The organism is Streptomyces sp. CBMA156, from assembly GCF_014596515.1.
In the GTDB taxonomy this organism is placed as follows: Bacteria; Actinomycetota; Actinomycetes; order Streptomycetales; family Streptomycetaceae; genus Kitasatospora.
Window position 1 is genome coordinate 15,463 of the sequence record NZ_MSJQ01000220.1, and the last position, 19,908, is coordinate 35,370.

At 73.6% G+C, this 19,908-nt stretch carries 19 protein-coding genes; 12 read left to right on the forward strand and 7 right to left on the reverse strand.

Going from position 1 to position 19,908, the window contains the following annotated elements:
- Window positions 1–18: 18 nt before the first annotated feature.
- On the reverse strand, window positions 19–1,395 hold the full coding sequence (locus BU198_RS18375; RefSeq protein ID WP_188297943.1) for an aminotransferase class I/II-fold pyridoxal phosphate-dependent enzyme: 1,377 nt from the start codon (window positions 1,393–1,395) through the stop codon (window positions 19–21).
- Between the two features lie 202 nt (window positions 1,396–1,597).
- Between BU198_RS18375 and BU198_RS18380 the strand changes: the two genes are divergently transcribed.
- From BU198_RS18380 to BU198_RS18390, 3 genes are all read left to right on the forward strand, one after another.
- On the forward strand, window positions 1,598–1,999 hold the full coding sequence (locus BU198_RS18380) for a hypothetical protein (protein ID WP_188297944.1): 402 nt from the start codon (window positions 1,598–1,600) through the stop codon (window positions 1,997–1,999).
- Window positions 1,996–2,727, forward strand: a complete 732-nt coding sequence (locus BU198_RS18385) for a hypothetical protein (protein ID WP_188297945.1) — start codon at window positions 1,996–1,998, stop codon at window positions 2,725–2,727. Before BU198_RS18380 ends, BU198_RS18385 begins: the two co-directional genes overlap by 4 nt.
- Before the next feature lie 419 nt (window positions 2,728–3,146).
- On the forward strand, window positions 3,147–3,539 hold the full coding sequence (locus BU198_RS18390) for a RidA family protein (protein ID WP_188297946.1): 393 nt from the start codon (window positions 3,147–3,149) through the stop codon (window positions 3,537–3,539).
- A gap of 130 nt (window positions 3,540–3,669) precedes the next feature.
- On the opposite strand, the gene BU198_RS18395 is transcribed toward BU198_RS18390, so the two are convergent.
- The gene (locus BU198_RS18395; RefSeq protein WP_188297947.1) at window positions 3,670–4,455 is read right to left on the reverse strand and encodes an NAD(P)-dependent oxidoreductase; all 786 of its coding nucleotides are present in this window, start codon (window positions 4,453–4,455) and stop codon (window positions 3,670–3,672) included.
- A gap of 65 nt (window positions 4,456–4,520) precedes the next feature.
- Here BU198_RS18395 and BU198_RS18400 point away from each other — a divergent pair, with 65 nt between their 5' ends.
- Both BU198_RS18400 and BU198_RS18405 read left to right on the forward strand, forming a co-directional pair.
- Window positions 4,521–5,444: a LysR family transcriptional regulator gene (locus BU198_RS18400; RefSeq protein ID WP_188297948.1), complete on the forward strand. Its 924-nt coding sequence runs from the start codon at window positions 4,521–4,523 to the stop codon at window positions 5,442–5,444.
- A 29-nt stretch (window positions 5,445–5,473) separates the two neighbouring features.
- The gene (locus tag BU198_RS18405) at window positions 5,474–5,866 is read left to right on the forward strand and encodes a hypothetical protein (RefSeq protein WP_223244588.1); all 393 of its coding nucleotides are present in this window, start codon (window positions 5,474–5,476) and stop codon (window positions 5,864–5,866) included.
- Between the two features lie 9 nt (window positions 5,867–5,875).
- Here the strand turns inward: BU198_RS18405 and BU198_RS18410 are convergent, their stop codons facing one another.
- Entirely contained in the window at window positions 5,876–7,372 is a 1,497-nt protein-coding gene (locus BU198_RS18410; RefSeq protein WP_188297949.1) for an alpha/beta hydrolase, read from the reverse strand.
- Window positions 7,373–7,515: 143 nt separating this feature from the next.
- Between BU198_RS18410 and BU198_RS18415 the strand changes: the two genes are divergently transcribed.
- From BU198_RS18415 to BU198_RS18425, 3 genes are all read left to right on the forward strand, one after another.
- On the forward strand, window positions 7,516–7,980 hold the full coding sequence (locus BU198_RS18415) for a MarR family transcriptional regulator (RefSeq protein ID WP_188297950.1): 465 nt from the start codon (window positions 7,516–7,518) through the stop codon (window positions 7,978–7,980).
- A gap of 156 nt (window positions 7,981–8,136) precedes the next feature.
- The gene (locus BU198_RS18420; RefSeq protein WP_188297951.1) at window positions 8,137–8,460 is read left to right on the forward strand and encodes a hypothetical protein; all 324 of its coding nucleotides are present in this window, start codon (window positions 8,137–8,139) and stop codon (window positions 8,458–8,460) included.
- Between the two features lie 232 nt (window positions 8,461–8,692).
- The gene (locus BU198_RS18425) at window positions 8,693–9,214 is read left to right on the forward strand and encodes a cupin domain-containing protein (RefSeq protein WP_188297952.1); all 522 of its coding nucleotides are present in this window, start codon (window positions 8,693–8,695) and stop codon (window positions 9,212–9,214) included.
- Between the two features lie 284 nt (window positions 9,215–9,498).
- On the opposite strand, the gene BU198_RS18430 is transcribed toward BU198_RS18425, so the two are convergent.
- Entirely contained in the window at window positions 9,499–10,263 is a 765-nt protein-coding gene (locus BU198_RS18430; RefSeq protein ID WP_188297953.1) for a hypothetical protein, read from the reverse strand.
- Between the two features lie 212 nt (window positions 10,264–10,475).
- Window positions 10,476–11,627 carry a DUF4037 domain-containing protein gene (locus BU198_RS18435; RefSeq protein WP_188297954.1) on the reverse strand — a complete coding sequence of 384 codons (1,152 nt, stop codon included), beginning with the start codon at window positions 11,625–11,627 and terminating at the stop codon, window positions 10,476–10,478.
- A gap of 140 nt (window positions 11,628–11,767) precedes the next feature.
- On the opposite strand from BU198_RS18435, the gene BU198_RS18440 reads away from it, so the two are divergent.
- Complete coding sequence (locus tag BU198_RS18440; protein WP_223244589.1) at window positions 11,768–12,385, forward strand: EF-hand domain-containing protein; 618 nt, start codon at window positions 11,768–11,770, stop codon at window positions 12,383–12,385.
- Between the two features lie 4 nt (window positions 12,386–12,389).
- Here the strand turns inward: BU198_RS18440 and BU198_RS18445 are convergent, their stop codons facing one another.
- Window positions 12,390–13,976 (reverse strand): alpha/beta fold hydrolase, encoded by a 1,587-nt coding sequence (locus BU198_RS18445; protein ID WP_188297955.1) that lies wholly within the window; start codon window positions 13,974–13,976, stop codon window positions 12,390–12,392.
- A gap of 254 nt (window positions 13,977–14,230) precedes the next feature.
- Between BU198_RS18445 and BU198_RS18450 the strand changes: the two genes are divergently transcribed.
- Window positions 14,231–16,597 carry a hypothetical protein gene (locus tag BU198_RS18450; protein ID WP_188297956.1) on the forward strand — a complete coding sequence of 789 codons (2,367 nt, stop codon included), beginning with the start codon at window positions 14,231–14,233 and terminating at the stop codon, window positions 16,595–16,597.
- A 162-nt stretch (window positions 16,598–16,759) separates the two neighbouring features.
- On the opposite strand, the gene BU198_RS18455 is transcribed toward BU198_RS18450, so the two are convergent.
- Entirely contained in the window at window positions 16,760–18,364 is a 1,605-nt protein-coding gene (locus tag BU198_RS18455) for an alpha/beta hydrolase (protein ID WP_188297957.1), read from the reverse strand.
- Between the two features lie 57 nt (window positions 18,365–18,421).
- Between BU198_RS18455 and BU198_RS18460 the strand changes: the two genes are divergently transcribed.
- Together BU198_RS18460 and BU198_RS18465 are read left to right on the forward strand one after the other, a co-directional pair.
- Entirely contained in the window at window positions 18,422–18,895 is a 474-nt protein-coding gene (locus tag BU198_RS18460; RefSeq protein ID WP_188297958.1) for a hypothetical protein, read from the forward strand.
- Between the two features lie 216 nt (window positions 18,896–19,111).
- Window positions 19,112–19,908, forward strand: a 797-nt coding sequence (locus BU198_RS18465) for an MFS transporter (RefSeq protein WP_188297959.1), incomplete at its 3' end; no start/stop codon positions are given.

The following is a 19,908-nucleotide window of genomic DNA, read 5'->3' on the forward strand; positions in this document are numbered from 1 at the left end:
CCCCCGGTTCGTCCGTTGTCAGTTGAGCTTCTTGAGCGAGGCGGCGATGCTGTCGATCGCCTTCACGACGTTGTCGGTGGTGTCGGCGGTGTAGCACAGCCGGAAGTACCCGGGCTTGGGGCAGCGCATCTCGCTTCCGGGCAGGAGGGCGACCTTCGCGTCCTTCAGCAGGTATGCCCCCAGGAGGGCTTCGCGCTGGTCGATCTCGTGGTTGATCGGCACCAGGTCCGGGGGGAACGTCTTGTTCAGGTACGCCCTCAGGTCGAGCAGGAAGAACTGGGCGGCGTTGCGGGGGAGCTTGTCCTTCTGGCCCACGTACGGGATGTTCGCGTCCGAGAGCTTCTTCGCGGTCGTGTCGAACGCGGTCTTCAGGAGCGTGGCGTACTCCTTCATGAGTGTGCCCGGGAAGCCCTTGTCGGCGAGGAACAGCTCGCGCACGTAGGCACTCTTGAGGGAGTCGAGCGGGCCGAACCACGTCAGCGACTTGAGCGTCTCGTCGCCCTGCATGACCTTGCGGACGTCGTTCGACTTGGAGACCAGGAAGCCGATCCGGAAGCCGGACAGCCCGAAGTCCTTGGTCAGGCCGTAGACGAGGTGGATGCGGTCGGGGTCGGTGCCGTAGGCGTCTGTCGACAGGACGCTGCTGAAGCCGTCCGTGCCGGTGCTCTGCGAGTAGGAGTAGATCTCGTCGGAGACGATGTGCATCTGCTTGCCCAGCGCCCACTGACAGATGTCGTTCAGCAGTTTCTTTTCGTAGTTGACGCCGAGCGGGTTGTGTGGATTGGTCAGGACCAGGAGCTTGGGCTTGGGTTCGGAGCAGGCGTCGTACGCCTTCGACAAGGCGTCGACCGACAATGTGAACTGGTCGTCCCCGTCGAGGTGTACGGGCACGCACCGCAGCCCGGGCCGCTGCTCGAAACACCACAGGAAGCCGGGCCAGAACGGCGCCGGCAGCATGACCCGGTCCCCGGGCTTCAGTACCCCGCCGTGGATCAGCCCGAACGCCAGGCACTCCAGGGCGCTGGAGCCGCCGGCGGTCGCGTACACGTCGAACTTCGGGTCGATCCCGGCTGAGAACCTGGACCGCAGGAACGTGGTGACCACGTCGAGCACGTCCTGCGTGCCGTAGGGCGTCGACGTGTACTTGGCGTCCTCCTCGGTCAGCACCACCTTGTCGAAGACGTTCTTCTTCAGCAGCTTGAACAGGAGCACGTTGTTCGCGATGCCGAGGTTGTAGCCGTCGGCCAGGAGGGTCGTCGTGTCGAGGAAGGCCAGGCGCTCCTCGGGGTCGGCGATCCGGTGCAGGCGCTCCATGGCCAGGGCCTGTTCGACGCTGGAGACGAGTGCGGCGTCCACGTCCTGTCCGGTGCCGGGCCTTGTGATGCTCTGGGTCATCTTCCAAACCTCCGTGTGCGAGAGCCGGTCCGGTTCCTTTCTCTCCTTTTCTGCGCGGATTCGGTGTGTTCTGGTGGCCCGTGCGGGTTACGAGTTCCCTCTACCGGGTGCCTGCGTGCCAGGGTGGCCGCCAATCTCGGACGGCATGTAACCGGATTGTGCATCCGGAGCGTTTCGTCGGGTTGCGGCGAGGGATCAGCAGGTGTTCTCTGAAGATAGGGGGATTCAAACGGCAGCTGCGCAAGAGGCGGGACGCGGCAGGGAAGGGGAAAAAGTGACCGGAGTGAGTGTGGCGCCGGGTATCCAGGTCGAGCAGCTCCATTTCGAATTTCCGAAGTCCGGCGACGGGACCATCAGGTACCTGACGAAAACGTTTTCGTTCGAGCAGTGCGTCAACAGGGTGGTCGCCGTCGTGTCCGGTTATTCCGGGCACTACACCGACAGCCAGTATCTGAACATCGGAAGGATCCATGTGAAGGTGGATGCCAGCATCGAGGATGCCCAGAAGGGCGAGGTCCTGGTGGCGTGTGAATGGGCATTCGATCCCCAGGTCAATAACTATCCGTCGGCCGGGGAGGCCTGGGTGACCGTGCTGGGCTGGTGAACAGCGTGGAGACCGGAGGCACCGGCGGCTGGCTGGACGTGACGGCCGTAGACGTCTCGGCCGACCCCGGTGACGTGGTCACCGCCTCGTTCCAAGTGGTCAACAGGCGGGGCAGGTCGATCGCGAGCACCGACCTCGTCCTCACCGCCGGTCCGGGGCTGACGTTCGAGGAAGACGTCGTGGGGTTCAGCCGGAACGGAGGCCGACCGGGGAATTTCCCGGGCGAGCGGTCGCCGGGAAACGCCACCCTGATGTGCGCGGACGCCCGCCTCGACGTCTACGACAGCGGGGATCGGATCGAACTCGACGTCACCGTCCGCGTCGGCGGCGGGCCCTCCTCCAGCAGCCTCAGGGTGCAGCTCGCCATCAAGAGCCGGCCGAACTGTCCTCCGGAGACCTACGCGTCCGGAGGCGTGACGATCCACGTCCCGCACCTGGTTCCCCATATCGACAACGTCGACCCTCCGGACGTGCGGGAAGGGGGGCCGGTCACTTTCGAAGGTGAGAATCTCGCACCGGTGCATTGGGCGATACTCGCGGACGAAGGCGGCAGGACGGTCATCACGGATGCCGAAGGCAAGAATGTCGGCAACCTGGCGACGTCGAAGCGCCCCCCTGGGCTGGCCAAGGGGCCTGGAAAGGTCTGGCTCTCCACTGCCGAGGCGCAGGATGAGATCGCCGCGGGCAACACGAGCAACAGCCTGGACATCGTGTTCGAGGATCCGTAGCGGTATCGCGCGTCCAGCCAGGTGCGGCGGATGGCTGATCGCCACTTCATGCACACCCGGGTGCGGCACCCCGGTCGGATGGAGGGCTCCGACAGGCGGGTCGGTTCCGGATCGTCCCTCGAACCGCGGATCGGCTTCTCCCGGGCCGTGTGCTTTCCCTTCCGGTCGGGCGGGGCGTCGTTGGAGGATCGGTGAGGGGGCGGACCGGCCGGTCGTGGGCCGCCGGGATGCCTCGGGGCCATGCCAGGAGGATTCGAGCGCCTACGCACCGTCTCCGGTCTGTGCGGGTGATGACGCGGGAATCCCGCCGCCGCCTCGGTGGGCCTGGCCCGCATGCCTCGGCGGTCCGGATCAAAGGCCTCACCCGACCCGCTACTTGATCACCGCCCCAGGCGCCCCCGGTGCGGCACCATGGTGCGATGGAGAGCAATCGACAGACAGTCAGTTCCGGCTCACCCCTCGAACCGCGGATCGGCTTCTCCCGGGCCGTGCGCAAGGGGAACTACGTGGCGGTCGCGGGCACCGCGCCGATCGGGGAGGACGGCACGACGGTCGGGCAGGGCGACGTCCACGCCCAGACCATCCGGTGCCTGGACATCGCCGAGACCGCCCTGCGGGAGGCGGGCGCCGCGCTCACGGACGTCGTACGGACCCGCATCATGCTCACCGACATGAGCCAGTGGCGGGAGGCCGCGCGCGCCCACGGCGAGCGCTTCGCGCAGATCCGGCCGGTCACCACCTTCGTGGAGGTGACGCGCTTCATCGACGAGCGGTGGCTGGTGGAGGTCGAGGTGGACGCGGTCATCGGCTGACGGGCCGGCGGAGCCCGGTGCCCGGGGGTGCGGCCGTCAGGGTGACCCGGCGCGTGCCGTCCGCGACGTCCGCGACGACGCCACGGGCCGGCCGGGCCGCCACCCCCGTGGGCGGCCCGGCCGCCAGGGCCTACGCCCGCCGCAGGGCGCCCAGCACCGCCGACAGGTCCTGCTCGGCGATCGACGGGTGCGCCAGCAGCACCTCGCGGGCCGCCGACAGGACGGGGCCGTCGCCCGCCAGGGCGAGGTCCTTGGCGGCCAGGCGGACGGGGAAGTCCGACTCCGTGCTGAACGCCCGGGCCACCACCCCCGCGAGTGGCCCGGCCGCCAGCACCTCCCGCGCCTGCTCCTGCGGGACACCCAACTCCCCGGCCACCGCGAGGACTTCGCCGAGGGCGGTGACGCACGCGACGATCGCGCCGATCACCACCACCTTCAGCGCCGCGCCCGACCCGGGCCCGCCGCAGTGCCGCACCCGGCCCAGGTGCTCCAGGACGGGCCGGGCGCGGTCCAGGTCGGCCTCCTCGCCGCCCGCGAAGACCACCAGCTCGCCGGTGGCCGCCGGGCCCACGCTGCCGATCACCGGGGCGTCCACCAGGGCGACGCCGTCCGGCAGTCGGGCGCGCAGCCCGGCGGTGGCCCGCGGGCCGATCGAGGACATCTCGATCCACAGGGTGCCCGGCGCCAGCCGCTCGGTGAACCGTCCGGCCACCTCGGCGACGGCCACCGGGTCGGAGAGCATGGTGACGACGACGTCCGCGCCGCGGACGGCCTCGGCCGGGGTGGCGGCCTCGGTGAGGCCGCCTGCGCGGCCTGGGGAGCGGTTCCATACGGTCAACGGGTGTCCGGCGGCGGCGAGTCGGCGGGCCATCGGCAGGCCCATCCGGCCCAGCCCGAGAAAAGCGATCTTCTGCATGACCGCCACGCTAGGCATCCGGGAGTCAGGCGACAAGCGAATGTCCCGCATGGTATCCATGCGGAATGGACATGGCTTGGCTGGAGGTCTTCCGCACCGTCGCGCACCTCGGCTCCTTCACCGCCGCGGGCGAGCGGCTGGGCTTCACCCAGTCCGCGATCTCCCGGCAGATCGCCACCCTGGAGGGGGAGTTGGGAACGCCGCTGTTCGACCGGCTGCCGCGCGGCGTGCGGCTGACCGAACACGGCCGCGCACTGCTGCCGCACGCCGAGGCGATGCTGGAACGGCTCGGCACCACCCGGCGCGACCTGGCCGCGCTCACCGAACTCACCGCCGGCCGGCTACGGGTGGGCGCCTTCGACAGCGCCAACGCCGCCCTCGTCCCCGGCGCCCTGGCCGCCTTCCGCGCCGCGCACCCCGAGGTGGCGATCAGCCTCACCGAAGGACTGACGGCACACCTGCTGGACCTGCTGGCCGACGGCGCGATCGACCTCGCCCTCGTCGCCTCCTACACCGAACCCGACGACGACGGCGAACGGTTCGACTTCCACCCGCTGATGGCGGACCCGGTGCTGGTCGCCCTCCCGCGCGGACACCGCCTCGCCGGGCGCCGCCGCCTGCGACTGGCCGAACTCGCCGACGAACCGTGGATCGCCGCCCGCCGCCACGCCGAGTCCACCCTCCTCGCCGCCTGCGTCCGCAGCGGCTTCCAGCCCCGCATCGAGTACGCCGTCGCCGCCTGGACCGCCAAACTCGGCCTGGTGGCCGCAGGACTGGGCGTCACCCTCATCCCCTCCCTGGCCGCCCGCGTCGGCCACCCCGGCGCCACCCTCGTCCCGCTGCACCCCGACGACACCCCGGTGCGGCAGGTGCACACCGTCACCAGGCGCGGCCGGCGGGTGCCCCCGGCCGTGGAGGCCTTCGGCACCTTCCTGCGCGCGCAGGCCACGAGCCCGCCCGACCGGCCAAGCGCCCGGGCGGTGGCCTAGGGTGTGATGCCGAGAACGAGGGGGTGCGAATGTCGAGGCACACGGTCGAGGCGGAAGCGCGGATGAAGGGGATCACCTTCCCGGCCTGGCAGGGCCGCCACTACGTGACGCTGGCCGAACTGCTCATCCGCCTCGGCAGTTTCGGTCTCGGGCTGCGCTGGCGGGTCGAGTGCGACGAGGAGTGGGACCTCACCGCGGAGCTGGAACGCCGCTCCGAGGGCGACGGCATGGACACCCTGACCCTGCTGTCCCTCGTCACCCCCGGAGTCCAGCTGATCGACGCCGAGGCCGGCGGGTTCCGCGGGGACACCCTGGTGGTGGTCCTGACCGAGGCGGACAGCTCCTTCTGGAACGTCAGGGCCGACGACGAGCGCGTGCTCACCGTCCTGCGGCGCCACTACCCGGGCGCCACCGCACTCTGAACCCGCCCCTCAGCAGGTGGTGTCGGCGGCCGGCAGCGCGCCCGTCGACAGGTAGGCGTCGACGGCCCGGTCGGCACACGCGCTGTAGCCGCCCAGGTAGACGGTGTGGACCCGACCCGGGACGGTGACCAGGCGCGAGCCGGACAGCCGGGAGTGCAGGGCGAGCGCGCCCTGGTAGACGGCGTGGGTGTCCCCGGTGGCGTGGAGCTGGAGCGCGGGGACGGCGTTGCGCACCTCGACCGGCGGCTCCAGCGGGACACCGCGCCAGAACGCGCACGGCGTCGGACCGTTGTAGACCGGGCCGAACACCGGCTGGGCGGCGCGGGAACGTTCGACGGCCTCGCGGTACCACTGCGCCGAACGCGGCATCGCCACGTCGTCGCACAGGATGCCGATCGCGGCCGCCAGGTCCGCGCCGCCCGCCGGGCCGGAATCCAGGACGACGGTCAGCAGCTCGTGCAGGACCGCACTCACCCGCACCGGCCTGCCGTCGGCGGCGTCCAGCAACTGGCGCAGCACGTCCGCGTAGTCGGCGCCGTCACGGTCGTCGTTCTGGCAGACCGCGAGCAGCACCGGCAGCATGGCGCCGTCCAGCCGGAACCCGTCGACGGCGATCGGCGCCGCCTCGGCCCGGCGCACCAGGCCCTCCACGGTGGCCCGCACCGCCGCCGGGGTCGCGCCCAGGTGGTAGCCGGCGTCGCGCGGCGCGGCCCAGGCCGCGAAGCCGTCCAGGGCACGCTCGTTGGCGCCGCCCATGTCCTGGAAGGTCCGCATGCCGTACCGGGCCGGATCGAGGGCGCTGTCCAGCACCAGCCGGTCCACCCGCTGCGGGAACAGCTGCGCGTACACCGTGCCCAGCAGCGCACCGTAGGACTGCCCGAAGAAGGAGGTCCGCTGCTCGCCCAGCGCCGCGCGCAGCACGTCCACGTCCCGGGCGATGTTGCGGGTGGTGAGATGGGGCAGCAGGTCCGGGTACTTGTTCCAGCAGGCGTCCGCGTCGGCCTTGGCCAGCCGCAGCCCCTCCGCGAGGCCCGCCGGGCCGCTGCCCGCCGAGCGCAGCCAACTGCCGCGCGTCAGACCGCAGTCCAGGCCGCCGCTGGCACCCACCCCGCGGGTGTCCATGCCGACCAGGTCGTACGCCGCCGCCGTCTCCGGCGCCAGCCGCTCGCGCAGCGCGGCCGGCATGTCCAGCCCGCGGTTGCCCGGGCCGCCGGGGTTGGTCTGCAGGACGCCCCGGCGCCTGGCCGGGTCGGCGGCCCTGATCCGGGAGACGGCCAGGGACAGGGTGCGGCCCTGCGGCTCGCGGTAGTCCAGCGGGACGGCCAGCGTCGCGCACTCGGTGCCGGTCAACTGTGGTTCCTGGCAGGCGGACCAGGCCAGCTGCTGGTGGCGGAAGCGCTCCAGCGGGTCCGGCGAAGCGGGGGAGGCGGAGGCCGGGGCGGCGGCCGTCAGGACGGTGGCCGCGGACAGGGCGAGGGCGGCGGCGAGCGCCGAAGCGGTCTTCATGTGCGCCAGCCTAGAGGGCAGTTGACCACCCCACCGGGCCCGGGACCCCGAACCGCCTTGACCTCAAGCCGACTTCAGGTCCTACGGTCGGTCGCGTCCCGACGAACAGGCGACAGACGAACAGCCGCGAGGAGCACGGAAGCATGACGATCAAGACGTACGAGCCGCAGATCATCGCCGCCCAGCCCATCGGAGCCTGGACCGGTGAACTCTTCCGCCGCCTGGTGGTGGAAGGCCTGCGCGGGCAACTGGCGGTCGAAGGCCTCACCCAGCCGCACTGGTGGACGCTCAACCACGCTGCCGGCAAGCCCGGCGGCTGGACCCGCACCACCCTCACCGAGCGCCTCACCCCCTACGACGACCAGGGCACCGCCTTCGACACCGTCTACGACGACCTGATCGCCCGCGGCTGGCTGACCGAGGACACCGACGGCGCCCTCACCCTCACCGAGGACGGCGAAGCCGGCCGCCTGCGCGCCCGCGAACGCAACCTGGCGATCCACGAACGCGCCCACGAAGGCATCGGCACCGACGAGTTCGTCACCACGGTCAACGTGCTGCGCCGCATGGTGGCCAACCTGGGCGGCAACGGGAACCTCCCGGACTGACGAAGCCGGCCGTCGCGTCGTCTCGCCGCGCACGAGGCAGGCGGGGCCGAAGCAGCGGAGGGCGGCGTCACTCCCTCGGCCGATAGTTTGTCTACGCTCCAAATGTTTGGATGGAGGCCACACATCCGGTGTGAGTCATCCGAAGGAGATCTGCGCATGGCCAGTCTTCCCCCCGGCGTCGTGAAGCTCAACGACGGCGAGCCCGCGCCCGAAAAGACGCTCACCCTCTACCGCGACTACGGCCACAAGGGCCCCGCCTACGGGATCGGCGCCGGCTACTCGGTGAACCTCGATGACCTGCCCATGAAGGGCACCAACGGTTCGACGACCGCGTCCAAGAACATCTCGTCGTGGGTGAACACCACCGACAGTGACGCCGTCCTGATCGATGACAAGGACAAGCGGACCCTGAAGTCCGGCGACAGCCTCGAGGAGCCCGCGAAGAAGAACGACAGCGTCACCAGCATCGCCTGGAACTAGGACTCCGGCCCGCCGGAGACGCCTTGGGCTCCGGTGGGCCGATGGCCCGTCAGGGGCGGCCTCCACGAGGCCGCCCCTCGGCCGTGTGCGGCCGGCGTTCCGGGCGTTCCGGACGGGCTGGGGCGGGGCCGGGGCGCGGTTGTCCCAGCCCCGGCGAGGAGGAGAATTGACCCATGAAAACGGCCGCTGATTGCCACATGATCATGGGTCTTTCCGGCCATAGCCTGGTCACATGACGACGACGAAGAACACCGCCCCCGCCGCCCCCACCGCCGCCCCCGTCCTGACCCGCTGCGCCGAGGCCGAGATCTGCGCAGACCCGAGCTCCACCATGACCCTGCTGGCCGACTCGGCCCCGGAGCAGGGCGGCTTCACCGTCTACCGCTCCACCTTCGCCGCCGGCGCCGCCGGGGCGCCCGCGCACTTCCACACCCGGGCCTGGGAACTGTTCTTCGTGATCGGCGGCTCGCTGCGGGTGCTGGTCGGCGAGGAGGTCACCGTGCTCGGCGCGGGCGACTTCCTCGCCGTGCCCCCGCACACCCCGCACGCCTTCGCCGCCGCCCCCGGCTCCGAGGCCGACGTCCTGTGCGTGTTCACCCCCGGCATGGAGCGCTTCGACTACCTGCGCCTGCTGGGGCAGGTCATGCGCGGCGAGAGCGACCCCGGGGCGATCGCCGCCTCCTCGGAGCGCTTCGACAACCACTACGTGGACAGCCCGGCCTGGCGCGCCGCCCTGGCGGGCGAGAACGCCTGAGAACGCCTGAGGACGGCCGCCCCGGGGTGGCGGCGCCCCGGGGGCGCGGGCCGCTCGACGGGCCGGGTCCGCCCGGGTGTGGAACGGTGGAAGACCGGAAGGACCGATCCCGGCTGCGAGAGGAGGGGCCATGTCGTCCAAGCGCCGCCGCAAGAAGAAGGCCAGGGCCAGACACCGGGCCAACCACGGCCGTCGGCCCCAGTGCTGAACCGCGGCTGAGCGGGTGAGCGCGCCCGGCCGGCCTTCCCGGCCGGTCCGGGCGCGCCCTACATCCGCCCGTTGCCCTACATCCGCCCGCGCCCCGCGAAACCGCCCCGCGCCACCCGGTGGTACCGGCAGTGGCCGCCCCAGCCCGCGCCGAAGGCCAGCTCCAGGAGCGTGCCCCGCCCGTCCGCCCGCACCTCGCGCAGCAGCTGCGCCGCGTCCGCGTCCGGCGGGTCCTGCTCGAACACGTAGAGCCGGCTGATGTACGGGCCCGCCGGGATCGGCTCCCGGCACGGGACGCCGGGCCGCTCCCAGGTCAGCCGCGCGCCCGGGCCGGCCAGGCAGGGGGAGTCCATCCGCCGGCCGTTCGCGTCGATACCGCCGTCGCGGAGCCAGCGCAGCGCGTGCTCCAGGCTCCCGTGCGGGTCCGGCCCCTGGCCGTCGGCCCGCCACTCGGCCACGCCCGCCGCCGCGATCCGGGGCAGCACGTCGACGATGTCCTCCCGGACGACGAAGTAGGCGCGGGCGTGGATCTCGCAGACCAGCAGCGTGTTCCTGGGGTGGTCCGGGCCGTGGAAGGTCGGGCGCACGGACTGGTCCAGGACCTGGGTCACCACGTGCTCGACCCCCTCCACCGCCCCCAGCGCCCCGACCAGCCCCCGGATCCGCTCCCGCTCCGCGGCCCGGGCCGCCCGCGCCCTCGGCGAGCGGACCAGCGCGAGCCGGCGCCGCTCGGTGGGCCAGCGCTGCGCCGACAGCGACCGCACACCCTCGACGGCCCGGAACACCGGCATGCCGACGAGGTACAGGACGCTCTTCAGCACGTTGTGCAGGAAAGCCTTCACCAACCGGTCCTCTCGGGTCTCACGCGTTTTCGCCCACACCCTGGCCCGCCCGCGCCCCGGTCCGCAATCCGCTCCCGTACTCAACTCCCCTCCGTGCCCGCACGGTTGCGCAGCGCGTCCAGCCGGGCTCACGCCTCGCCGCCCGGCCGGCCTCCGGCTGCCGAGCATCCTCATGCCGCCGGCCGTCGGTACGGCTGGATCCTCGTCCGTGCTCAACTTCCCTCCACCTCCGAACGGTTGGCGAGCGCGTCCACCGCCGCCCGGGCGGGGTGCGGCCGGCCGAGGAAGTCGGTGCCGTCCGCCCACTGGTCCACCGCACCCACCGGCGGCAGCGCGCGCAGGCGTTCGTCCGTGAGGCCGGCCAGCAGCGGCCGCGCGAAGCGCTCGGTGTGCAGCACCAGGTACGGGCGCCCGTGGTACGGGCGGCGCGTCGCCTCGACCGGGGCGCTCAGGCCGAGGGCGTTGTGCCGGCGGCCCGCCGCCTCGTACGCCTCGCACAAGTACCGCTCCCGGTCGGCGTACTGCCGTGCCGCCAGGGCGCCCCGGAGCAGCGGCCCCAGCTCGGCCGCCGCCTCGGTGCGGGCGAACGCGCTGCCCAGCCACTTGCCGTACGGGGCGTAGCGGCGCTCCAGCAGCAGGCACAGCCGCATCAGGTCCCGTACCAGGCGGGCGGCCGTCACCGCCGAGCCCAGGTCGTCGCCGGCCTCCGCGCAGCGGCCGACGAACGCCTCCTCCTGGGAGATGCGCTGCCACTGGCAGGCGAGCAGGTAGCGCCACACCTGCTCCGGATACCAGGCCAGCCGCTCCCGTACGGCGGTCAGTTCGCCGGGGCCGTCGTGGAACACCGCGCCGGCGGTCACCTCCAGCAGCCGCTGCTGGGGCAGCGCCAGCCAGCCGAGGGTGTCAGGGCCGGGCGTGTCCGGGCCGGGCGGGGCGGCGGCCGGGCCCAGCCGGCCGGCCAGCCAGGACGGCAGGTCGTGCACCTCGACGCGGTGGTCGACCGGGCCGTCGGTCCACGCCAGGTGGCGCACCGGGTCGTGCGGGTCCTCGCCGCGCCGGAAGTGGGTGGGCACGCCGCGCACCTGCCGGGGCAGGTGGTGCGCCAGCAGTCCGTGCAGCCGGGGCCCGTGGCGGGCGGCGTCGGCGGGGGAGAGGAACAGCTCCAGGCGCGGCCCCCAGTCGTGGTCGGCCGAACGCGCCGAGTCGAAGCCCAGCACCTCCGAGCCGGCGCCCACCCGCGCCGCCGCGTACGGCAGGTGCGGGAACTCCCGTGCCAGCAGCGGCCGTACGGCCTCCTCGTAAAGGGCCCGGGCCAGCCGGAGCCCGGGAACGAACGCGTCATCGGAGGTGTCGGGAGTGGTCACGGCGCCCACTGTGCCGTCGGCGGGCCGCCCGGGCCACCGGATTCCCGCGGCGCGCCGGTGCGGGCGAACCGTGCGGAGGCTGGCGATGCTGGTGGTGACCGTCCGGCGGTCCGCCTCCACCAGCACGGAAAGAGGTCCCCTTGAACGACTCGAACGGTGTGAATAACTCGAACGACGTGCACGACTCGAACGGCGTGCACGACGACCTGCTGACCACGAAGATCGCCCTCGGCTTCGACCAGCTCGACGCCGACGGCGACGGCCGCCTCACCGAACGCGACCACGTCCTGATGGGCGAGTCCTCCGCCCGCGCCCTCGGGCACTCGCCGGGCTCCGAGGCCGAGCGCAGGATCATCGACGCCTACGTCGGCATCTGGCGCGACCTGCACCAGCCCACCGTCGGCGGCGCGGACGCGATCAGCCGCGACGAGTTCATCGCCTCCACCCTCACCCTGGCGGACGACCAGGAGGCCGCCGCCGCGACCGTCGGCCGGCTCGCCGAGATCTTCCTGTCCGTCGCCGACGCGAACGGCGACGGCACGGTCGACCCCGACGAGTTCCAGGCCTTCCACCACGCCCACTTCCCCCACCTCGGCCGCGCCCGGGCGGACACCGCCTTCCGCCACCTGGACCGCAACGGCGACGGCACCCTCTCCCACGACGAGTTCGTCGGCGCGATCGTGGAGTACTGGACCAGCCGCGACCCCGAGGCCCCCGGCAACTGGTGGACGGGCGAGTACCCGTCGCGGGCCGGGTAGCCGGCTACCGGCGGGTGCAGGTGGGGTCGGTGTCCGGCAGGCGTCCGGAGGCCAGGTAGGCGTTGACGGTGTCGTCCACGCAGGCGTTGCCGTACGTCCCGTACAGCCCGTGCTGGTCGGCGTCCTGGAGGGTCAGCAGGCGTGAGCCGGGCAGCAGGTGGTGCAGGGTGAGGCCGTCCCGGTGGAGGGCGCGCGGGTCGCCGGTGGCGGAGAGGATCAGCACCGGGGCGTCGCGGCGCACCTGGGTGGGTGCCTCGCGCGGGGCGTCCCAGAAGGCGCAGGGGCTGATGGTGCCGAGCATCGGGCCGAAGAGCGGGTGCCCGGCGCGGGCCGCCTCGATCCGGCGCCAGTAGTCCTCGGGGTCGCGGGGCGCCGTCCGGTCCGCGCACAGGACGGCCTGCATGGCGCTGCCGGCCTGCGAGCCCTGCGGGCCGAACAGCAGGTGCAGCAGGGCGGCGGTCGGGGCCGAGGGGGTGGCCGGCTTGCCCGCGGCGGCCTCGGCGAGCATCGTCATCTGCCCGGCGAGGGCCGCCCGTTCCGGGTCGGAGTCGCCCTGGAGCCCCACGTAGAGCAGCACCGGCACCCGGGTGTCGTCGAGTTCGAAGGTGTCGGCGCCGGTGCCGAGGACGAGCGGGCGGGCCGCGGCCGCCTCCTCGGTGTGCAGGACTCCGGCGGTCACCTCCGCGCGGGTGCGGCCGAGCCCGTACGTGCCGTGGCGGGCCGCCGTCCAGCTCGCCCAGTCGGCGAACGCGTGTTCCTGGCCGGGCAGTTGGTGGGGGAGCAGGGCGGGGCCGGTGTGGCGCGGGTCCAGCGCGCTGTCCAGGACCATCCGGTCGAAGCGGCCGGGGAACAGCTGGGTGTACACCGTGCCGAGGTAGGCGCCGTAGGACAGGCCGATGAAGGAGATCCTCCGTTCGCCGAGCGCGCCCCGGACCACGTCCAGGTCCCGGGCCGTGTCGCGGGTGCCCGCGTACGGCAGCAGGTCGCCGGCCGCCGAGCGGCACCTGGCCGCGAGGTCCCGCTGGTAGGCGACCTGGCGCTCGAAGGAGGCGCGGCCGGTTCCGGCGGAGTAGAAGCCGCCGTCCGGCCAGCCGCAGTCCAGCGGGGTGCTGCGGCCGACGAAGCGCGGGTCCAGCCCGACGATGTCGAAGCGGGCGGCGGTCTCCTTGAGGGCGGCGTGCACCCGGGGCGGTGCGCCGAGTGTCGGGCTGCCGGGGCCGCCGTCGTTGAGCAGCAGCGCGCCGATCCGGTGGCGGGTGTCGGTGGCCGCGATACGGGAGAGCGCCAGTGTGACGGTGCGTCCGCCGGGGTTTCCGTAGTCGAGCGGCACGGTGACCTCGGTGCAGCGGGCGCCGGCCTGTTCGAGGGCGGCGCCGTCCTGGTCGTCCGGGCCCAAGGCGCAGCCGTGCCAGTCGAGATGCTGCCGGTAGTAGCCGTCGAGTTCCGGGGCGCCTGCTTCCGCGGGGGCGGTCGCCGCGGCGGTCACGGTCAGGCAGGACGCGAGGGCGAGGCCGGCCGCGACGGTGCGCCGGAGGGCACGGCACCGTCGGGCGGCGGGAGGACCGGTACCGCTGCGACGGGGGTGGGCCATGGCGCCTCCTCGGTGGAGTGGGATCCTATGGCCCGCGGTGGCCCGCCGCCCGGACCGGACGGTCCACGGCGCGCCCGGGTGCGAACGGGTGTGAACGGGTGCGTTCAGGGTGCGTCCCTGTGCGTCCGGGTGCGCCCGGATGCGTTCAAGTGAGTCCAACTCCTCTACCGTGGGAGGACTTCGGCGTGAGAACGGCCGACGGGGGATCCCGAACGGCCGCGGCCCGCGGACACGGGAAGGGGGGAGGACCGCCGATGGAGCGGGTGCACAACGAGATCAGCGGCGGGGTGTTCTTCGCCACGGTCGTCCAGGGCCACGACATCACCCTGCACCTGCCGGCCCCCGTCCGCCCCGCACTGTCCGGCCTCCCGGCCGCAACACCGGAGTTCGTCGGCCGCGAGACGGAGTCACAGGTGCTGTCCGAGGTCCTCGACCCCGCCTCGCCGGGCCGGACGGCGGTGGTGTCCGCGGTCGCCGGCCTCCCGGGCGTCGGCAAGACCGAACTGGCCGTCCAGGCGGTGCGGGCCGCACAGGGCCGCGGCTGGCTGCCCGGCGGCGTGCTCTTCGTCGACCTGCACGGATACGACGACGAACGGCGACTGACCCCCGGCCAGGCCCTGGACGCCATGCTGCGGGCCCTCGGCGTCCCGCCCGAACACATCCCGCCCCGGCCCGAGGACCGTACCCGGCTGTACGTCTCGGCCCTGGCGGCCTGCGCACGCCAGGGCCGCGCCCTGGCCGTCGTGCTGGACAACGCCGCGAGCGCCGAACAGGTCAGGCCACTGCTCCCGGCGGACGGCAGGACCCGGGCGATCGTGACCTCGCGCAACACCCTCGCCACCCTGGACGCGCGGCTGCTCGACCTGGACGTGCTGGACGAGCAGGCCTCCGTACGGGTGCTCGCCGCGGTGCTGCGGCGCGCCCGCGGCACCGACGCCCGGGTCACCGACGACCCGCAGGCCGCCCTCACCGTCGTCCGGCTCTGCGGACGGCTGCCCCTCGCGCTGCGGATCGTCGCCGCGCTGCTGGCCGAGGACCCGCGGCGTCCGCTCGCCGAACTGGCCCGCGACCTCGCGGACGAACGGGCCAGACTCGCCGAACTGGAGGTGGCGGACCTGTCGGTCCGCGCCGCCTTCGACCTGTCCTACCGCACCCTGGCCGCTCCCGTCGCCGCGATGTTCCGGCTGCTCGCCCTGCACCACGGCCCCGACATCTCCGCCGAGGCCGCCGCCGTCCTCGCCGGGACGCACGAACGGGAGGCCCGTCGGACCCTGGAGGCCCTGGCCCGCGCCCACCTGCTGGAGCACGGCACCGGGCGCGGACGCCGGCGGCTGCACGACCTGGCGCGGCTCTACGCCGGCGACCGCCTGACGGCCGACAGCACGCCCCGGGAACGCGAACTCGCCACCGAGCGGCTGGTGACGTTCTACCTGGACGGGACCCGCAGGGCCGCGGCCGCCCTGCGGATCGAGTCGCCGGTACTCCGCGGCGAGGGCCTCTACTCCGACTTCCGCTCCTCCCCGGACGACTCCACGACCCCGGGGTTCCGGGAGTCCTTCCGCGCGACCGCCCGCACCGCACTGGAGACGATGGGCGTACGGCCCGGCCGGGCGCCCACGGACGCGACGGCCGCGCCGCGGGCCCCGCAGGGCCCCGGGATCCTCGCCCCCGAGCGACGCCAGGAGGTCACGGAGGTCCTCGGCTGGCTCGACGCCGAACGCGCCAACCTGCTGGCCACCGCCGCCCACACCGCACGCCCGGAGCGGACCGCCGGATCGGCCGCGCTCGGCGACCGGCTGGCCACCCTGGTCACCCTGGTGAGCGGGCTGGCGGAGGCACTGCGGTGGGACGCCCGGGCCGCGGCCATGGCCGCCGAACTCCACTGGCAGGCAGCCGAACTCCACCACGGCCTGGGCGACCGGCGGGCACAGGCCGTCCACCTCAACAACAGCGCCGTCATGGACCCCGAGCCCGGCCGGCGAAGCGCCGAACGGCTGATCCGGGCCGGCGAGATCTTCGCGGAGCTCGGGGACCGCGCGGGGGAGGGCACGGTCCTCGCCAACCTCGGCACCGCCTACCACCTGCTGGACCGCCACGAAGGGGCCGCCGCCGCCCGACGCCTCGCCGCCGACGCCTACCTCCAGGCCGGCCGGCCCAACGCCCTGGGGGAACAGCTGGTCAGGCGCGCGATCTCGCTGCGCTCCGCCGGGCGGCTCGCGGACGCCGTCGACACGCTGGGCTCCGCCGCCCGGGTCTTCGACGCCAACCGCTCCATCCGCGGGGAGGACTACGCCCTCGACACGCTCGCCGAACTCCTGGACGTGGTGAGCGATCCCGCGCTCGCCGCCCCGCTCCTCGGGACCGCGGCGGAGATCTTCGGACGTGCCGGAGAACCCGGACGGCAGGGCAGGACCCTCGTCAACCTGGGGCTGGCGCTGCTCGACCTGGGCCGCGGCGGGGAGGCGCGGGAGGCCTCCGAGCGGGCCCTCGCGTTGCTCGACGGCCACCGGTGGGCGGGTGAACTCGGGGAGCAGGCCAGGAGGTTGTCGGCCGGCGGGCCGTCGGCACCGGCCGACCGGTGGTCCCGGCGCCACCGGCTCCTCGGGTCCTCCGGGGGCTGATCCCGGGGCCGGCCGCGCTCTGGCGTGCCCCGGTGCGCCCTGTCGTGCCCCGCGTGCGCGAGAAGTCGGACCCGCCGACTTCTCGCGCAGAGCGCCCCGGAGGCCTCCGAGGACGGCGCGGGCTCGCGGAGCGTCCACGGGCCCGCGCCCTCGGGCAGCCGGCTACTGGCGGGTGCAGGTGGGGTCGGTGTCCGGCAGGCGTCCGGAGGCCAGGTAGGCGTTGACGGTGTCGTCCACGCAGGCGTTGCCGTAGATCCCGTACAGCTGATGCTGGTTGGCGCCCTGGAGGGTCAGCAGGCGTGAGCTGGGCAGCATCTCGTGCAGGGCGACGCCGCCGCTGTAGGGGGTGCGCGGGTCGCCGGTGGCGGAGAGGATCAGCGCCCGGGCGTCGCGGCGCACCTGGGTGGGCGCCTCGCGCGGGGCGTCCCAGAAGGCGCAGGGGCTGATGTTGTCGAGCAGCGGGCCGAACAGCGGGCTCTCGGCGCGGCTGCGTTCGATCTCGCGCCAGTAGTGCTCGGGGTCGTGGGACGCTGGGCCGTCCGCGCACAGGACGGCCTGCACGGCGCTGCCGCCCGGCGACCCCTGCGGGCCGAACAGGGCCTGGAGCATGGCGATGGTGTCCGCGGTCGGGGTGACCGGCTTGCCCGCCGCGGCCTCGGCGAGCATCACCATCTGCCCGGCGAGGGCGGCCCGTTCCGCTTCGGAGTCGCCCTGGAGCCCCGCGAAGAGCACCATCGGCACCCGGGAGTCGTCGAGTTCGAAGGCGTCAGCGCCGCTGCCGAGGACGAGCGGACGGTTCGCGGCCGCCTCCTCGGTGTGCAGGACTCCGGCGGTCACCTCCGCGCGGGTGCGGCCGAGCCCGTACGTGCCGTGGCGGGCCGCCGCCCAGTCCGCCCAGTCGGTGAACGCGTGGTCGAGCACGGGCAGTTGGTGCGGGATGAGCTCCGGCCCGGCGTGGCGCGGGTCCAGCGCGCTGTCCAGGACCATCCGGTCGAGGCGGCCGGGGAACATCTGGGAGTACACCGTGCCGAGGTACGTGCCGTAGGACAGGCCGAGGTAGGAGACCTTCCGTTCGCCGAGCGCCCCCCGGAGTAGGTCCAGGTCCCGGGCCATGTCGCGGGTGCTCGCGTACGGCAGCAGGTCACCGGCCGCCGAGCGGCACTTGGCCGCGAGGTCCCGCTGGAGGGTGACCTGGCGCTCGAAGCCCGCCCGGCCGATCCCGGAGGACAGGATGCTGAGGCCGACGGGCCAGCCGCAGTCGATCTGGGCGCTGCGGCCGACGAAGCGCGGGTCCAGCCCGACGATGTCGAAGCGGCCGGCGGTCTCCTTGAGGGCGGCGTGCACCCGGGGCGGTGCGCCGATCGTCGGGCTGCCGGGGCCGCCGTCGTTGAGTAACAGCACGCCGATCCGGTGGCGGGTGTCGGTGGCCTTGATCCGGGAGGCCGCCAGCGTGACGGTGCGTCCGCCGGGGTTTCCGTAGTCGAGCGGCACGGTGATCTCGGTACAGCGGGCGCCGGCCTGTTCGAGTGCGGCGCCGTCCTGGTCGTCCGGGCCCAGGACGCAGCTGTGCCAGTCGAGATGCTGCCCGTAGTAGCGGTCGAGCCCCCGGGCGCCGGCCTCCGTGGCTTCCGCGGCCTGCGCGGGGAGGGTCGCGGCGGCGGTGACGGCCAGGCCGGCCACGAGGGCGAGGCCGGCCGCGGCGGTGCGCCGGAGGATCCGGGGCCGTCGGGCGGCGGGGGCGGTACGGCTGTGCTGAGGGTCGGTCATGCGGCCTCCTCGGCGACGTGGGATTCTGCCCCGGAGAACCAGCCGAGGAGAACCCCTGTGATCAGCCTTTCCTTCTCCGTCCCCGGGCCGGATTCGCCGTGGTGGAGCACCTGGGACGAAGCGAAGCACCTGAACCCCGAGGCCATCACGGAGACGGCCCTGCGGTACAAGTACTTCAGCGTAGGCGCCGAACTGGCCGTGGGGGGTGCAGAGTTCGTATCTGGTCGTAGTTTCGTCCCGCTGGTCGACCTTGCGCTCTCCCTGGCGTGGGTCGCCGACCGCCTCGCCGGGGGAGAGGAGGCGGCCTTCGGCTTCACCGAGCGCGCCGAGGTCATCCGCCTGCGCCCGGCCGGCGACCTGGTCCGGGTGAGCTCGTCGGCGAAGCCGGTGGAGGCGAGTGCCGAGCGGACCGAACTGCTGGCGAAACTGGCCGAGTTCGTCGACGCCGCCTACGCACGGCTGATCGAGGAGATCCCCGGGCTGGTCGGCAATCCGACCATCCGCCGCCTCGACCGGACCGCAGGCCGCTGAAGGCCCGGGGCTTCCGCCGGTCCCGGCCGCGCACGAGAAGTCGGCCCCGCCGACTTCTCACGCAAAGCCCCTGGTCAGACATGCCCTACGATGGCCCCCATGTTCCTCTCGCGTGACTAGGACCCCAGGCGGCGGCCGCACCCCGATGGTGCGGCGGCCCTTCGGCGTCCCGGTACACCGGCGCGCGGCGCGCGCCAGCCTTCGAGGAACCCCTTCATGCCTTCGTCCTACGCGACGGTCCTGCGCACCCCCGGCGCGGTCCGGCTCTTCTCCGCTGCCCTGGTCGGCCGCCTCTCCTACGGCGTCGTCCCCCTCTCGCTCCTGCTCGCCGTCAGCGCCACCACCGGCTCCTACGCCCGGGCCGGCTGGCTGACCGCCCTGTTCGCCGCCTCCAGCGTGCTGCTCTCGCCCGTCCGCGCCGGGCTGGTCGACCGCCACGGCCCGCGCCGGGCGCTGCCGCCGATGGCGGCCGGGTACGCGCTGGTGCTGCTCGGCCTGGCCGCGGCCACCTGGCGCCCTGGCGTCCCGTACCCGGTGCTGCTCGCCCTCGCCGTGGCGGCCGGCGTGTTCGCGCCGCCCCTCGGGCCGGTCACCCGGGCGCAGTGGAGCGCCCTGCTGCCCGACCCCGGCCTGCGCCGCCGGGCCTACAGCCTGGACACCGTCGCCGAGGAACTCCTGTACGTCACCGGGCCGTTGCTGGCCGGTGTGATCGCCGCGGCGACGGCGCGCCCGGCGCTCGGGCTGGTGCTCGGCGCCGGTCTCGTCCTCGGCGGCACCCTCGCCCTGGCCGCCTCCGTCCGCACCGAGTCCGGTGCCGACACCGGCTCCACAGCCGCCGAGGACCGGTCGCGCCCCTGGCAGTTGCTGGCCCGCACCCGCCAGCCGCTGGCCGCCGCGGCCGGGGCCGGTGCCGGGCTCGGGGCGTTCGGCCTGCTGGCGGTGGTCTTCGCCCAGCGGCACGGGCAGGCCGCGGACGCCGCCTGGGTGGAGGCGGCGCTGGCGGCCGGCAGCGC